At 71.3% G+C, this 14,818-nt stretch carries 12 protein-coding genes; 10 read left to right on the top strand and 2 right to left on the bottom strand.

Translation table 11 applies throughout. The features are described from left to right. The first annotated feature begins 176 nt into the window (after window positions 1-176). The 4 genes from D0D28_RS33925 (at window position 177) to D0D28_RS33910 (ending at window position 5,969) form a co-directional block, all read left to right on the top strand. The gene (locus tag D0D28_RS33925) at window positions 177-1,244 is read left to right on the top strand and encodes a glycerophosphodiester phosphodiesterase (protein WP_116115250.1); all 1,068 of its coding nucleotides are present in this window, start codon (window positions 177-179) and stop codon (window positions 1,242-1,244) included. Window positions 1,245-1,442: 198 nt separating this feature from the next. Then, complete coding sequence (locus D0D28_RS33920; protein ID WP_116115244.1) at window positions 1,443-2,975, top strand: DHA2 family efflux MFS transporter permease subunit; 1,533 nt, start codon at window positions 1,443-1,445, stop codon at window positions 2,973-2,975. Between the two features lie 111 nt (window positions 2,976-3,086). Beyond that, on the top strand, window positions 3,087-4,307 hold the full coding sequence (locus D0D28_RS33915) for a glycosyltransferase 87 family protein (RefSeq protein WP_116115242.1): 1,221 nt from the start codon (window positions 3,087-3,089) through the stop codon (window positions 4,305-4,307). 9 nt (window positions 4,308-4,316) lie between these two features. Continuing rightward, complete coding sequence (locus D0D28_RS33910; RefSeq protein ID WP_116115240.1) at window positions 4,317-5,969, top strand: Na+/H+ antiporter; 1,653 nt, start codon at window positions 4,317-4,319, stop codon at window positions 5,967-5,969. A 1-nt stretch (window position 5,970) separates the two neighbouring features. Here the strand turns inward: D0D28_RS33910 and D0D28_RS36420 are convergent, their stop codons facing one another. Together D0D28_RS36420 and D0D28_RS33900 are read right to left on the bottom strand one after the other, a co-directional pair. Further along, window positions 5,971-6,243 (bottom strand): hypothetical protein, encoded by a 273-nt coding sequence (locus tag D0D28_RS36420; protein WP_205413438.1) that lies wholly within the window; start codon window positions 6,241-6,243, stop codon window positions 5,971-5,973. A gap of 441 nt (window positions 6,244-6,684) precedes the next feature. Next, entirely contained in the window at window positions 6,685-7,971 is a 1,287-nt protein-coding gene (locus D0D28_RS33900; RefSeq protein WP_116115238.1) for an adenylosuccinate synthase, read from the bottom strand. 54 nt (window positions 7,972-8,025) lie between these two features. Here D0D28_RS33900 and D0D28_RS33895 point away from each other — a divergent pair, with 54 nt between their 5' ends. From D0D28_RS33895 to D0D28_RS33870, 6 genes are all read left to right on the top strand, one after another. Next, window positions 8,026-8,694, top strand: a complete 669-nt coding sequence (locus D0D28_RS33895) for a hypothetical protein (RefSeq protein ID WP_205413437.1) — start codon at window positions 8,026-8,028, stop codon at window positions 8,692-8,694. A gap of 95 nt (window positions 8,695-8,789) precedes the next feature. Then, window positions 8,790-9,422 carry an HNH endonuclease family protein gene (locus tag D0D28_RS33890; RefSeq protein WP_094006535.1) on the top strand — a complete coding sequence of 211 codons (633 nt, stop codon included), beginning with the start codon at window positions 8,790-8,792 and terminating at the stop codon, window positions 9,420-9,422. 76 nt (window positions 9,423-9,498) lie between these two features. After that, window positions 9,499-11,109 carry an ABC transporter substrate-binding protein gene (locus D0D28_RS33885; RefSeq protein ID WP_240323459.1) on the top strand — a complete coding sequence of 537 codons (1,611 nt, stop codon included), beginning with the start codon at window positions 9,499-9,501 and terminating at the stop codon, window positions 11,107-11,109. Next, entirely contained in the window at window positions 11,106-12,053 is a 948-nt protein-coding gene (locus tag D0D28_RS33880) for an ABC transporter permease (protein WP_116115234.1), read from the top strand. The genes D0D28_RS33885 and D0D28_RS33880 overlap by 4 nt, the downstream gene beginning before the upstream one ends. Then, the gene (locus D0D28_RS33875; protein WP_240323458.1) at window positions 12,046-12,876 is read left to right on the top strand and encodes an ABC transporter permease; all 831 of its coding nucleotides are present in this window, start codon (window positions 12,046-12,048) and stop codon (window positions 12,874-12,876) included. The genes D0D28_RS33880 and D0D28_RS33875 overlap by 8 nt, the downstream gene beginning before the upstream one ends. Further along, complete coding sequence (locus D0D28_RS33870; protein WP_094006532.1) at window positions 12,869-14,446, top strand: dipeptide ABC transporter ATP-binding protein; 1,578 nt, start codon at window positions 12,869-12,871, stop codon at window positions 14,444-14,446. Before D0D28_RS33875 ends, D0D28_RS33870 begins: the two co-directional genes overlap by 8 nt. Window positions 14,447-14,818: the final 372 nt, after the last annotated feature.

Below are 14,818 nucleotides of genomic sequence, written 5' to 3'. Positions count from 1 at the left end.
GACGCGCACGGGTCCTCAGCGTAGACGCTGACCTGCGGCACGCCCCGTTCACCCGCCCGCCAGCCACCCGTCCCCCGCCCGTGTGGCGGCCGTAGTACTCGCCGGTGAGAGTGGCGCGGAGATCCCTTCCGTCCCCCCAGGAGGTTGACGTGCGGAGAAGACTCGCCGCCCTGGCGCTGTCCGGCCTGTTCCTGGTCGGCGCCGCCGGCGTCACCAGCGCGAGCCAAGCCGCCCCCGCTGACAAGGAGCGTGCCGAACCAGTGGTCGTCGGACACCGGGGCGCGCCCGGCTACCGGCCGGAGCACACGCTGGCCTCCTACGAGCTGGCCTACCGCCAGGGCGCCGACTGGGTCGACGTCGACCTCGTGCCCACGAAGGACGGTCAGCTGGTCGCCCGGCACGAGAACGAGATCGGCGGCACGACCGACGTCGCCGCCCGCCCCGAGTTCGCGAACCGGAAGACCACCAAGGTCATCGACGGCGTCCCGCTCACCGGCTGGTTCACCGAGGACTTCACCCTCGCCGAGCTGAAGACGCTGCGGGCCACCGAGCGCATCCCGGACATCCGCCCGGACAACCGGATCTACAACGGCCGGTGGCAGATCGCGACCTACCAGGAGGTGCTGGACCTCACCAAGCGCCTCGGCCGCGAGCTGCACCGCACGCTGGGCACCTACCCGGAGATCAAGCACTCCACGTACTTCGCCTCGATCGGCAACCCCACCGAGCCGAAGCTGGTCGACCTGCTCAACCGCAACGGGCTGAACAAGCGGACCGCGCCGGTGATCATCCAGTCGTTCGAGGTGGCCAACCTCAAGGCGCTGAGCAAGCAGGTGAAGGTGCCGCTGGTGCAGCTCACCTCGGCCACCGGCGCGCCGGCCGACTTCGTCGCCGCCGGTGACAAGCGGACCTACGCCGACCTGGTCACCCCGGCCGGGCTGAAGGAGATCTCCACCTACGCCGACTTCCTCGGCCCGGAGAAGGCGCAGATCATCCCGCGGACCGCGGCCGGCGCGCTCGGCACGCCGACCACGCTGGTGAAGGACGCGCACGACGCCGGCCTGAAGGTCGTGCCCTACACCTTCCGCAACGAGAACAGCTTCCTGCCCACGAACCTGCGCTCGTCGGCCGACCCGTCGGACTGGGGAAACGCGTTCGCCGAGCTGGACGCGTTCCTCGCCACCGGCATCGACGGCCTGTTCGCCGACCAGCCGGACACCGCGCTGGTCGCCGTCCGGTCCTGAATGGACGCGGGCACGGCCACGCGCCGTGCCCGCGTTTTCGCTGTGCGCTGAAGTGATCCCGGCCACGTGAAAAGTCTTCGCGTCATAGCCTGTCGCCCGGCTAGTCTCGAAGTGGACTGAGGGGGATTTGCGCTTTTTCTTCGGGGTTTCCTCCTGCGGTCGGCCCTGCCCGCTCGTAGACCTTGGACGGACCACTTCATGACCACTGCTTCGGAACCAAGACCCGCGGACGCCGACAAACTCGACAGCGCGGTGCTCAAGGTCGCCGCTGTCGTCGTGCTCGGCAGCGTGATGGCGATCCTCGACACCACCGTCGTCAACGTCGCGCTCCAGGCCCTGACGCTGGAGTTCCAGACCTCCTTCGACACCATCCAGTGGATCGCGACCGGCTACATGCTGGCGCTGGCCACGGTCATCCCGGTCACCGGGTGGGCGTGCGACCGGTTCGGCACCAAACGGCTCTACATGCTGGCGATCACGTTCTTCCTCGTCGGCTCGGCGCTGGCCGGTGCCGCGTGGGACATCGAGTCGCTGATCGTGTTCCGGGTCCTGCAGGGCCTGGGCGGCGGCATGCTGATGCCCGCCGGCATGACGATCCTGACCAAGACCGCCGGCCCGCACCGCGTCGGCCGCGTGATGGCCGTGCTCGGCGTGCCGATGCTGCTCGGCCCGATCGGCGGCCCGATCCTGGGCGGCTGGCTGGTCGACTCGGTGAGCTGGCGCTGGATCTTCTACATCAACGTGCCGATCGGCGTGGTCGCGATCCTGCTGGCGTGGAAGCTGCTGCCCAAGGACGAGCCGCGCCCGGCGGAGAAGTTCGACTTCGCCGGCATGGTGATGCTCTCGCCGGGTCTCGCGGCGCTGATCTACGGCGTGTCGAACATCCCGCACCACGGCGGTGTCGGCGCGACCAACGTGTGGCTGCCGGGGCTCGCCGGGATCGTGCTGATCGTCGCGTTCGTCGTGCGCGCGCTGAAGGTCGCCAACCCGCTGGTCGACCTGACCCTGTTCCGCAACCGGACGTTCAGCATCGCGATGGTGACCATGACGCTGTTCATGATCGCCTTCCTCGGGTCGATGCTGATCCTGCCGACCTACTTCGTGCTGGTGCGCGGGGAAAGCGCGCTGCAGGCCGGTCTGCTGCTGGCGCCGCAGGGCATCGGCGCCATGATCACCATGCCGATCGCGGGCAGGCTGGTCGACAAGATCGGCGCGGGCAAGGTCGTGCTGCCCGGGATCCTGCTGATCATCGCGAGCGTCGCGGTGTTCACCCGGGTCGGCGCGGACACGTCGTACCTGCTGCTGATGGGCGCGCTGTTCGTGATGGGGCTCGGCATGGGCATGAGCATGATGCCGATCAGCACCGCGGCGCTGCAGACGCTGACGCAGCGCACGGTGGCGCGCGCCTCGACGGCGATGAACATCGTGCAGCAGACCGCGGGCGCCGTCGGGTCGGCGATCGTGTCGATCATCCTGGCCAGCCTGCTCGCCGGGAAGTTCGGCGTGGCGACCAGCGAGGGCCAGCTCGCGGCGACGGCGGCGCTGATGAACCCGGCGACGCACGACGCGGCGGCGGTGGGCAGCGCGGACGCGTTCGCCTCGACGTTCACCTGGACGCTGGTGCTGGTGGCGCTGTGCCTGATCCCGGCGCTGTTCCTGCCGAAGAAGCCGGCGCTGCCGCCGGAGGAGGACGCCGCCGAGGGCGCCCCGCCCGCGGTGATGATGCACTGACGTGGACCGTCGGAAAGGGCCCCGGATTTCCGGGGCCCTTTTTCGCGTGCGTGCCGAGTCCCGGATGATCGCTGACACACAACCGCTACCGCCAACCGGCGTCCTACGGCTATGCACGAGGTTGAGGACCGAGGGCCGCGTCCCCCGGTGTGGGGGCTCCGGTTGCTCGCGGAGCTGGTCGCCGCCAGGCGGGTGCTGGTGGGTGCGGTCGTCGTCATGGATGTGCTCGCCGTGCTGCAGGTGCTGACCACCGAGCCGGGCAACCAGGGGGACCTCGCGGTCTACCAGGAGGCCGGGCGGACCGTGCTCAACCACGGCCTCCTCTACGCCGACACCCTGGTGAACGACTTGTGGTTCACCTACACCCCGTTCGCGAGCCTGGCGTTCACTCCCCTCGCGCTGGTGCCCTACCCGGTGGCGAGCCTGCTGTTCACCGCCCTGCTGATAGTGGCGCCGCTCCCGCTGTGCCTGTTGACGGTGTTTCGGGCGCTCGGCCTCGACCGGTGGGCGTGGTTGCTGACCGGGATCGTGTTCGCGCCGGCGCTGCTGTGCCTCCAGCCCGTGCGGGACACCCTCGGTTACGGCCAGATCAACATGGTGCTGATGGCTCTCGTGCTGGTCGACTGTCTGGCCGAGCGGCCTTGGTGGCCGCGCGGCCTGCTGGTCGGCATCGCCGCGGCGATCAAGCTGACCCCGGTGGCGTTCCTGCTGTTCTTCCTGCTCAACCGGGACCGCAGGGCGGCACTCGTGGCCGGGCTGACCTTCGTGGCCGGTGCGATCGCCGCGTACCTCGCCCGGCCGGCGGACTCGATGTCCTACTGGACCTCGGCGATCTTCCGCACCGACCACATCGGACCCCTCGGCATTCGCATCAACCAATCCCTGCGCGGAACGATCGCACGGCCGGGCACCGGCCTGACGTGGCTGGACAGCACCGTGTGGCTGGTGGCCTGCATCGCGGTGCTCGTAGTGGCGGTGCTCGGGATGAGACGGGTACTCGCACAGGGTCAACCGGCCCGGGCGGTGGTGCTCAACGCGTTCGCCGCCCTGCTGGTGTCACCGATCTCGTGGTCGCACCACTGGGTGTGGTTCGCGCCGGCGATCGTGGTGCACGCGGTCCTCGGTCTGCGCACCGGTGACCGGACGATGCTCCGGCTGGCTCCGGCGGGTGCGCTGGTCGCGATGGCGCCCTCGATCGACGCGATCACCGGCCGGTTCTTGCTCGTCAGCCCGTTCGTCGTGTACGCGGGGGTCACGCTGGTGCTCGCCGCGCGGCTCGGCCGTGCACGAGACGACGCGCTCTCGCGGGGTGGGGAGCGTGTCGCTGGGTAAGGATCAGGTATGGAGCTGCTGACCTTGATGGGCGTGCTCGCCGGTGCGCTCGGTCTCACCGCGATCGCCCGTCGGTTCAACCTGTCGGCGCCCCTGCTGGTCGTCGTGGTCGCGCTGGCCGTCTCGTTCATCCCCGGCGTGCCGCGGGTGCAGATGGAGCCGGAGCTGATCCTCACCCTGGTCCTGCCGCCGCTGCTGTACTCCACGGCGCGGGAGAGCTCGTTCGCCCAGTTCAAGGCCGCCGCCCGGCCGATCATCGGGCTCGGGGTGGTCCTCGTCGTCGTCACGGCGCTCGTCGTCGGGTTCATCGTGCACCTGCTGCTGCCCGACCTGCCGATGGCCTCGGCGTTCGTGCTGGGCGCGGTCGTCTCGCCGCCGGACGCCGTGACCGCCGCCGCGATCGGCCGCCGCCAGCGCCTCCCGCGCCGCCTGATGACCGTCCTCACCGGGGAGAGCCTGGTCAACGACGCCGCCGCGCTGACGCTCTACAAGATCGGCCTCGCCGCGGTGCTGGGCGCCGCGGGGTCGCTCGGCCACGGGATCCTGGTGTTCCTCGTCGCCGCGGTGCTCGGGATCGGCGTCGGGCTCGGGGCGGCGGTGCTCGTCGCCTACATCCGGCGCAAGCTCGACGACCCCCTGGTGGAGTCGGCGTTCGGCATCATCGTGCCGTTCGCGGTGTACGTGGTCGCCGAGCACCTGCACCCGTTCTCCGCGGACTTCAGCGGTTCCGGCGTGCTCGCGGTGGTCGCCGCCGGGCTGTACCTCGGCGACCGGTCGCTGTACGCGGGCCCGGCGACGCGCGTGCAGGACTCGTCCGTCTGGGCGTCGTTCGACGTGCTGCTCGAAGCGCTCGTGTTCGCGCTGATGGGTCTGCAACTGCCGTTCGTGCTGGAGAGCGCGAACGAGAACGCGCGCGGCAACTGGCAGCTCTTCCTGTCCGCGATCGCCGTGCTCGCGGTCACCATCGCCATCCGGTTCCCGTACGTGTTCCTCAACGCCTACCTGCCGCACGCCCTCCGGTTGTTCGGCCGCGAACGCGAACGGCCGCCGACGCGGAACCTGCTCGTGCTGTCCTGGGCGGGCATGCGCGGGGTGGTGTCGCTCGCCGCCGCGGCCGGTGTGCCGCTGGTGACCCACTCCGGCCAGCCGTTCCCCGGGCGGGCCGAGATCCAGCTGTTCGCGTTCGTCGTCGCGATCGGGACGGTGCTGATCCAGGGACTCACGCTGCCCGCGGTGATCCGCAAGCTCGACGTGCACGACAAGGACGACGCCGAGCAGGACGCGGAGGAGGAGATGGCCGCCCGCGAGGCGGCGATGCACGCCGCGCTGAAGCGCCTGGACCAGCTGACGCCCGAGCTGTGCGACCGGCTGGACATCCCGCGGGAGAAGGCCGAACGGCTCGTCAACCGGCTGCGGGCCCTGGTCGAAACGCGGTACCGGGGAGCGGTCGCGGCGATCTCGCTCAGCGCCGAGGAACGCGAGTCCAGCCCGCACGCCGCGTTCGTCCAGGCGCGCCGCGAACTGCTGCTCGTCCAGCGCGAAACGATGCTGGCGCAACGAGCCGAGGGCAAACTCGACGACGAGGTGCTGCGCAAGGTGCTGCGTGAGCTCGACCTCGAAGAGCTGGCCCTGTCCGACACCCTCACCGCCCGGCTGTCGTGATCTACCGGGCCAGTTCCCCCAGCAGCTTCCAGGTGCGGCGCTGATCGTCGGCGCTGCCCAGGTCGGTCTGGGTGAACACCACCTCGGTGGCGCCGGCGTCGAAGTAGCGGCGAACCTCGGCCGCGACGGTCTCCTCGTCGCCGATCACCGCAACTTCCCCGGCCCGCGACGCGCCCGCCAGACCGATGACCCGCTGGTAGGACGGGATCCGGTCGTAGAACGCCAGTCGTTCGAGGGCAGTCGCGCGCAGCCGGTCGATGTCGGAGGTCACCACCCCGGCGACGAACGCGACGACCCGCGGGTTTCCGCCGGCGGCGGTGATGGCCGGGACGATCTCGTCGGCCAGGACCTTCGGCCCGGCCAGGAACGGCAGGGTGCCGTCGGCGAGTTCACCGGTGGCGCGCGCCGCCTGCGGGCCCCATCGCGGCGACCAGCAGCGGCACCGGGTCCGCGCCGGCGACCGCGGCCAGCGCCACTCCGATGCTCATGATCACCGGCAACGGCGGCCGGGTGGCGTGGATTCCGCGTCCCAGCTTCTGGGAGCCCTCGCCTCGACCCGGCACGCACGTCCCGCAGCTCAGTTCGGCGGCGGAGCCGCCTCACCACCCGGGCAGCTCGCACCGCCGCGGGGTTGGAGCGGCGGAGTCGCGTCAAGCGCGTCCGTTGAGCGTGGTGGGGGCCGCTACCGGCACCGCCACGCCGGCCGTGGAACCGGTTACAGGAACTGGTGCCGCACGATCGTCTGCTCGCGGCCCGGGCCGACGCCGATCGCCGACACCCGGGCCTGCGACAGCTCCTCGATCCGCTCCACGTACGCCCGCGCGTTCGCCGGCAGCTCCTCGAACGTCCGGCAGTGCGAGATGTCCTCCCACCAGCCGGGCAGCTCCTCGTAGATCGGCACGGCGTGGTGCACGTCGGTCTGCGTCATCGGCATGTCCTCGGTGCGGAAGCCGTCCACCTCGTACCCGACGCAGATCGGCACGCGCTCCAGGCCGGACAGCACGTCGAGCTTGGTGAGGAAGTAGTCGGTGATCCCGTTGACCCGCGTGGCGTACCGGGCGATCACCGCGTCGAACCAGCCGGTGCGCCGCGACCGGCCGGTGGTGACGCCGAACTCGCCGCCCGCCTTGCGCAGGTGCTCGCCCATCGCGTCGTTCAGCTCGGTCGGGAACGGGCCCGACCCGACGCGCGTGGTGTAGGCCTTGAGGATGCCGAGCACCGTCGTGATCCGGCCCGGCCCGATGCCGGAGCCGGCGCTCGCCCCGCCCGCGGTCGGGTTCGACGAGGTCACGAACGGGTAGGTGCCGTGGTCGACGTCGAGCAGCGTGCCCTGCGACCCCTCCAGCAGCACCGTCTCGCCGTTCTCCAGGGCCTTGTTCAGCTGCAGGCGCGTGTCGGCGATGCGGTGCGCGAACTTCTCGACGGCGGCCAGCACCTCGTCGGCCACCTGGTCGGCGTCCAGCGCCTTGCGGTTGTAGACCTTGACCAGCACCTGGTTCTTGAACTCCAGGGCCGCCTCGACCTTCTGGCGGAAGATCTTCTCGTCGAGCAGGTCCTGCACGCGCACGCCGACGCGGGCGATCTTGTCCTGGTAGCACGGCCCGATGCCGCGGCCGGTGGTGCCGATCTTCCGGCTGCCGAGGTAACGCTCGGTGACCTTATCGATCGCCACGTGGTAGGGCATGATCAGGTGCGCGTCGGCGGAGAGCAGCAGGCGGCTGGTGTCCACGCCGCGCTTCTCCAGGCCGTCCCGCTCGTCGAGCAGCACGCCGGGGTCGACGACCACGCCGTTGCCGATCACGTTGGTCACACCCGGCGTGAGGATCCCGGACGGGATGAGGTGCAGGGCGAAGTTCTCCCCGTTCGGGAGCACGACCGTGTGACCGGCGTTGTTGCCGCCCTGGTAGCGGACGACCCACTGGACACGGTCGCCGAGCAGGTCGGTCGCCTTGCCCTTGCCTTCATCGCCCCACTGGGCACCGATGAGCACGATGGCCGGCATGTGACACTCCAGGTATTCGGCAACAGGAAATTCAGCGCAGGCAAATGCCGGTGCATGAGCGTAACGGAGGACCCGGTGGCGCGGGGAACGGTGCTGGCTTGCGGGTCTGGTTCGTCACTCGTTCGCAACGAGCCAGGGGTGCGGGAAGTGCCCGCGCGGCCCGGCCGGAACGACGTGGATCCCCTGCTCGAGGCCACTTCCGGGGAGCCGCTGATCGTCGTGGGCACGGATGCGGACCTGGCCGCGGTCGTGGTGCGAATCATGCGGAAGAACCGGTTGGGGGACACGCCGGTGGGATACGTGCCCACCGATCCGGGCTCGCCCGCGGCGCGGCTGTGGGGGCTGCCCGCGGACCCGTCGGAGGCCCTCGCGCTCGCCCGCAAGGGTGAGCCGCGGCCGCGCGTGCTCGTGCGCGACGACAGCGGCGGGGTCCTGGTGGGTGAAGCGACGATCGGTCCGGTCACCGGTGAGGCTTACTGTGACGACACGGTCGCGCTGCGTGGCTCGGCGCGGTCGTTCGTGGTCCGGCCCGGGGAGCAGGGCGTGGACGTGCGCGTGGTCCGGGGCCTGTTCCGGCGGGTCACCGAGGTGTCCGGGCGGGCCTGCCAGCTGGGCTGCCACCCGGTCGACGTCGTGCAGAACGGGGTCGCGCACCCGCGGCCGGTGTCGCGCTGGACCTGGTACCGGCACACCGAGGACCTGCTGGCGATCACTGATCGTTGACCTACTGTCGTCGGTAACTCACCCACAGGTATTGCTTTCGCCATCTTCATGTCCGACCTTCGGGAGGTCCGCACCGATCACCCGAAGGCGGCACCATGCGCATCGCCCGAAACTCGCTGATCGTCCTCGGCCTCTCGGCCCTGCTCACCACCGGCATCGCGACCGGCACCGCGGTCGCCGAACCGCCGAACATCCCGTCCGAGACCACCGCCCGCTCCGAACTGGCGGCACTGACCGTCAAGGCGGACGGCACCTCCACCGGCTACTCCCGGGACAAGTTCCCGCACTGGGACGACCAGGGCGGCAGCTGCAACACCCGCGAGGTCGTGCTCAAGCGGGACGGCACGAACGTCGTCACCGACTCCAGCTGCGCGGCCACCTCCGGCACGTGGAAGAGCCCGTACGACGGAGCGACCTGGACCGCCGCCTCCGACGTCGACATCGACCACGTCGTGCCGCTCGCCGCCGCCTGGCGGACCGGCGCGTCGGCCTGGACCACCGCCAAGCGCGAGGCGTTCGCCAACGACCTGACCAATCCGCAGCTGATCGCCGTCACCGACAACGTGAACCAGGAGAAGGGCGACAAATCGCCCGACGAGTGGAAGCCGCCGCTCACGAGCTACTGGTGCACCTACGCGAAGATGTGGATCGACGTGAAGTACGAGTGGCAGCTGACGATCGACAGCGCGGAGAAGGCGGCGCTGACCGAGATGCTGGATCGCTGCTGAGTCAAGGAATCCGCGGTTTCGCCCACCGGCTGGGAAGCACGGTTCGACCGCTGGAATCGTGCCTAGCGTTGATCTCGTGTCTCCCAGCCTCCCCGCGAAAACCCTGCCCCTCGCCGCTGCCGCCGCGCTGCTCGTGGCCGGATGCTCGTCCGGCTCGACGGCGGCGGACGCGGGACCGCCCCGGCCCGGCGGCACCCTGACGATCGCCGTCGGCTCCAACCCCGACTGCATCGACCCGCAGCAGGCCGCGACCAACGTCAGCCTCAACGTGGGCCGCCAGCTCGTCGACTCCCTCACCGACCAGGACCCGGCCACCGGCGAGATCGAGCCGTGGCTCGCGCAGCGGTGGGAGAGCAACGCCGACTCCACGAGCTTCACCTTCCACCTGCGCACCGGCGCGACCTTCGCCGACGGCACCCCGGTCGACGCCGCCGCGGTGAAGACCAGCTTCGACGGCATCAAGGCCCTCGGCGCGAAGGCGCAGCTGGGCTCCGGCTACCTCGCCGCGTACACCGGCGCCACGGTGGTCGACCCGCAGACCGTGCGGATCGACTTCTCCGCGCCGAGCGCGCAGTTCCTGCAGGCCAGCTCGACCATGTCGCTCGGTATCCTGGCGCCCGCCGCGTACGCGAAGACGCCCGATCAGCGCTGCCAGGGCGACGGGCTGATCGGCTCCGGGCCGTTCGTCTTCGAAAGCTTCAAGCAGAACGCCGGCATCATCATCGCCAAGCGCCCCGGCTACGACTGGGGCTCGTCGCTGTGGCAGCACCAGGGTGAGGCCTACCTCGACAAGGTCGACTACAAGATCGTGCCCGAGCCCGGCGTGCGCACCGGCAGCCTGCTGTCCGGCCAGCTCAAGGCGACCACCGAGGTGCAGCCGGTGGACGAGGCGCAGTTCCAGGGCGGCGGGTTCGGCACGCAGACCCGGCCCAACCCGGGCATCGTGTTCAACCTGCACGCCAACGTCACGCGCGGCGTCCTGACCGACGAGACGGTGCGCCAGGCGGCGAGCAAGGGCGTGAACCGCCAGGAGGTCGTCGACACCGTCCTGTCGCCGAACTACCGGCCGGCGAGCAGCATCCTGGCCTCGACCACCCCGCTGCACGCCGACCTGTCCGCCCAGCTCGCCTACGACCCCGCGGGCGCGGCGCGGCTGCTCGACGCGGACGGCTGGGTTCCCGGCCCGGACGGCATCCGCGTCAAGAACGGGCAGCGGCTCGCGGCGACGGTCGTGTACGCGCAGGTGTTCAACCAGAGCCAGAGCGTCCTGGAACTGCTGCAGCAGCAACTGCGCCGGATCGGCTTCGACCTGCGGCTCGAACCGCGCACCAGCGCCGAGACCCTGCAGATCCAGCAGTCCGGGAACTACGAGTTCCTCTGGTACAACGTGACCCGCGCCGATCCGGACATCCTGCGCAACACCTTCTCCACCAAGGCGGGCAACCGCAGCAGGCTCCAGCCGGGCAACCCGCTCGACGCCGCACTGGACGCGCAGGCCGCCACCGTCGCCCCGGCGGCCCGCAAGCCGGCGGCGGAGGAGGCGCAACGGCTCATCGTCGACCACGCGTACTCGATCCCGGTGTTCGAACTGACCCAGGTGGTGGCGCTCGGCCCGGACGCGCACGCGGTGAACTTCGAGGCGTCGTCGCGGTTGCAGCTGTTCGACACCTGGGTCTCGGGCTCATGACGCGGCACCTGCTGCGCCGGGCCGGCCAGGCGGTGGTCGTGCTGTGGGCGGCGTTCACGGTGTCGTTCGTGATCCTCTACCTGCTGCCGGGCGACGCGGTGCTGGCCAAGCTCGGCGGCGGGGACGCCGGCGCCACGGTGACCGCCGAGCAGCTGGCCCAGGCGCAGGCCGAGTACGGGCTGGACGAGCCGTGGCCGGTGCAGTACGGAAAGCGCTTGCTCGCCGCGCTGCACGGCGACTTCGGCACGTCCATCACCACCGGCGACAGCGCCACGCACGTGGTGCTGTCCGCGTTGCCACCGACGCTCGCGGTGGCCGGCCTGGGCTTGCTGCTGGCGGGCCTGCTCGGCGGCGGCGCGGCGCTGGCCGGCACCTACACGCGGCACCGGTGGCTGGGCAACCTGCTGCTGTCGCTGCCGCCGCTGGGGATCTCGCTGCCGGTGTTCTGGGTGGGCCTGGTGCTGATCCAGATCTTCTCGTTCCAGCTGCGGGTGCTGCCCGCGCTGGGCAACCAGGGCATGCAGTCGCTGATCCTGCCCGCGATCACGCTCGCGCTGCCCACCGGCGCGGTCATCGGTCAGGTGCTCGCCAAGAGCCTGCGCACGCAGCTCGCCGAGCCGTACGTGGAGATCGTCCGGGCCCGCGGCGCCGGGCGCGCGCGGGTCCACTTCGGACACGCGTTGCGCAACGCGGCGATCCCGGCGCTGACCATGCTGGGTGTGGTGACCGGGCAGCTGCTGGCCGGGTCGGTGGTGACGGAGACGGTGTTCTCCCGCGACGGCGTCGGCCGCGTCACCACGGCGGCGGTCAACGGGCAGGACATCCCGGTGGTGCAGGCGGTGATCGTGCTGGCCGCGTTCGTCTTCGTGGTGATCAACCTCGCGGTCGACCTGCTGTACCCGCTGCTGGACCCGCGGGTCCGCAAGGAGGCGGCCGGTGACTGAGGTCCTCGCCGTGCGGGCGGGTTTCTGGGTGCGGCGACCCGGGCTGGTGCTGTCCGTGGTGGTGTTCGCGGTGGTCGTGCTGTGGGCGCTGGTGCCGTCGGCGTTCACCAGCTACGACCCGCTCGCCGGGGTGCCGCGGGAGAAGTTGCAGGGACCGTCGGCGGCGCACCTGTTCGGCACCGACGAGACCGGGCGGGACGTGTTCGCCCGCGTCGTGCACGGCGCCGGGGCGTCGTTGCGGGCGACTCTGCTGGCGGTGCTGATCGCGCTGGTGGCGGGCTCGGTGCTCGGCCTGGTCGCCGGGGCTCGGGGCGGATGGCTCGACTCGGTGCTGATGCGGGTGATGGACGTGCTGCTCGCGATCCCGTCGATCCTGCTGTCGCTGGCGCTGGTCACCGCGCTCGGGTTCGGCACGACGAAGGTGGCGATCGCGGTCGGGGTGGCGAACGTGGCGAACTTCGCCCGGCTGATGCGGGCGGAGGTCATCCGGGTGCGGACGGGCGTGTACGTCGAGGCCGCGCGGGCGAGCGGCGTTCGGTGGTTCGGGGTGCTGACCCGGCACATCCTGCCGAACGCGCTCGGGCCGGTGGTGGTGCTGGCGGTGCTCAGCTTCGGCACCGCGGTGCTGGAGATCTCCGCGCTGAGCTTCCTCGGTTACGGCGCGACGCCGCCGTCGCCGGAGTGGGGGTCGCTGGTGTCGGCGGGGCGCGCGTACCTGGCGAGCGCCTGGTGGATGACGACGTTGCCCGGGCTGGTGATCGCCGCGGTGGTGCTGGCGGCGAACCGGTTGTCGCGGGCGCTGGACGGAGAACGGGATGAGTGAGCTGCTGGTGGTGCGGGATCTCGCCGTGTCGTACCGGGGCGTGCCCGCGGTGCGATCGGTGGACCTGACCGTACGAAGTGGACAGACGGTCGCCGTGGTCGGCGAATCCGGTTCGGGCAAGTCGACGACCGCGCACGCGGTGATCGGGTTGCTGCCGAGGGGTGGGCGGATCGTCGGCGGGTCGATCACGTTCGACGGGCGTGAGCTGACCTCGTTGTCCTCCCGGGCGTGGCGGGGCGTTCGCGGCCGGGAGATCGCGTTGGTCCCGCAGGATCCGACGGTGTCGCTGAACCCGGTCAAGCGGATCGGGGAGCAGGTCGGGGAGGCGCTGGTGATCCACGGCCTGGCGACCCGGCGGACCGCGGCCGCGGAGGCGGTGGAGTTGCTGGCGCGGGCGGGGGTTTCGCGGCCGGATCTGCGGGCGCGGCAGTACCCGCACGAGCTGTCCGGCGGGTTGCGGCAGCGGGCGCTCATCGCGGCGGCGCTGGCCGGGAAGCCGCGGTTGATCATCGCGGACGAGCCGACGAGCGCGCTGGACGTGACGGTGCAGCGGCGGATCCTCGATCACCTGGCGGAGCTGGCGGCGGCGGAGAACCTGGCGTTGTTGCTGATCACGCACGACCTCGGGGTGGCGGCGGACCGGGCGGACGAGATCGCGGTGATGTCGGAGGGGCGGCTGGTCGAACGGGCGCCGAGTGCGGAGCTGCTGGCGGCGCCGTCCCAGGCGTACACGCGCCGATTGCTGGCGGCGGCGCCGAGCCTGGCTACTGCGCCGCTGCGATCCCGGCGGCCGTCGGGGCCCGCGTTGGTGTCGGTTTCCGGGCTGCGCAAGGACTTCGGCGAGGTTCGCGCGGTGGACGACGTGTCGTTCGACATCCCGCGGGGCCAGACGCTGGCCCTGGTCGGCGAATCGGGTTCGGGCAAGTCGACGACGGCGCGGTTGGTGTTGCGCTTGGCGGAGCCGTCCGCGGGTTCGGTGGTGTTCGATGGCGTCGACGTGACGGCCGTGCGAGGTGCCGAGCTGCGGCGGTTGCGGAGGCGGATGCAGCTGGTGTACCAGAACCCGTACGCGTCGCTGAACCCGAAGCTGACGGTGGGCCAGATCGTGTCCGAGCCGCTGCGGGCCTTCCGGGCTCCCGGGAGTCCGGCTGAGCTGTTGGAGCAGGTCGCGCTCCCGGCGTCGATGCTGCGGCGCAAGCCGGCCGAGCTGTCCGGCGGGCAACGCCAGCGGGTGGCGATCGCGCGGGCCCTGGCGCTGCGCCCGGACCTGGTGGTGCTCGACGAGCCGGTGTCCGCGTTGGATGTTTCGGTGCAGGCGCAGATCCTCTCGCTGCTGGCCGGGTTGCAGGACGAGCTGGGCCTGACGTACCTGTTCATCTCCCACGACCTGGCCGTGGTGCGACAGGTGGCCGACCGGGTGGCGGTGATGCGCGCGGGAGAGGTGGTGGAGAGCGGCCCGGTGGACGAGGTGCTGCAGAGGCCCCAACACGCCTACACGAAGGACCTACTGGCATCAATCCCAGGCCGAGTGGCGGAACGAACCGGAGCTGAGCTGCGCCGGGTGGTTTGAGCCGCGGGAGTTGGGTTGTGCGGCACCGCCGCCGCTCGGCTGGCCCGTGCAGCCCCGGCCGGCCCTTGCCGCCCCGGCGCCGCATGCCGCCCGGCGCCGCATGCCGCCCGGCGCCGCATGCCGCCCGGCGCCGCATGCGGCCCCGGCCGCTCCGCCGTTCGGCTGCTAGGCCGCCCTGTGCTGCCCAGGCGGCCCATGCCTCCTCGGCTGGCCTGTGCCTTCCCAGCCCGCCCGGCGCCGCGTGCCGCTCCGCCGTTCGGCTGCTCGGCCGCCCTGTGCTGCCCAGGCGGCCCATGCCTCCTCGGCTGGCCCCGTGCTGCCCCGGTTGGCTCCTGCCACCTCAGGTGGCGCCGGGCGCCGACGGCGGGGGTG

It is taken from the genome of Amycolatopsis ruanii (assembly GCF_003385175.1).
In the GTDB taxonomy this organism is placed as follows: domain Bacteria; phylum Actinomycetota; class Actinomycetes; order Mycobacteriales; family Pseudonocardiaceae; genus Amycolatopsis_E; species Amycolatopsis_E thermalba.
Note: the sequence above shows the minus strand (reverse complement) of the source record. Positions and strands in the feature narration are given on the sequence as shown.

Coding starts and splice junctions, on each gene's coding strand:
- D0D28_RS33920 (WP_116115244.1), top strand. CDS start 1,443: ATGACCACTGCTTCGGAACCAAGACCCGCGGACGCCGACAAACTCGAC.
- D0D28_RS33880 (WP_116115234.1), top strand. CDS start 11,106: ATGACGCGGCACCTGCTGCGCCGGGCCGGCCAGGCGGTGGTCGTGCTG.
- D0D28_RS33870 (WP_094006532.1), top strand. CDS start 12,869: ATGAGTGAGCTGCTGGTGGTGCGGGATCTCGCCGTGTCGTACCGGGGC.
- D0D28_RS33895 (WP_205413437.1), top strand. CDS start 8,026: ATGAGCGTAACGGAGGACCCGGTGGCGCGGGGAACGGTGCTGGCTTGC.
- D0D28_RS33900 (WP_116115238.1), bottom strand. CDS start 7,971: ATGCCGGCCATCGTGCTCATCGGTGCCCAGTGGGGCGATGAAGGCAAG.
- D0D28_RS33915 (WP_116115242.1), top strand. CDS start 3,087: ATGCACGAGGTTGAGGACCGAGGGCCGCGTCCCCCGGTGTGGGGGCTC.
- D0D28_RS33910 (WP_116115240.1), top strand. CDS start 4,317: ATGGAGCTGCTGACCTTGATGGGCGTGCTCGCCGGTGCGCTCGGTCTC.
- D0D28_RS33890 (WP_094006535.1), top strand. CDS start 8,790: ATGCGCATCGCCCGAAACTCGCTGATCGTCCTCGGCCTCTCGGCCCTG.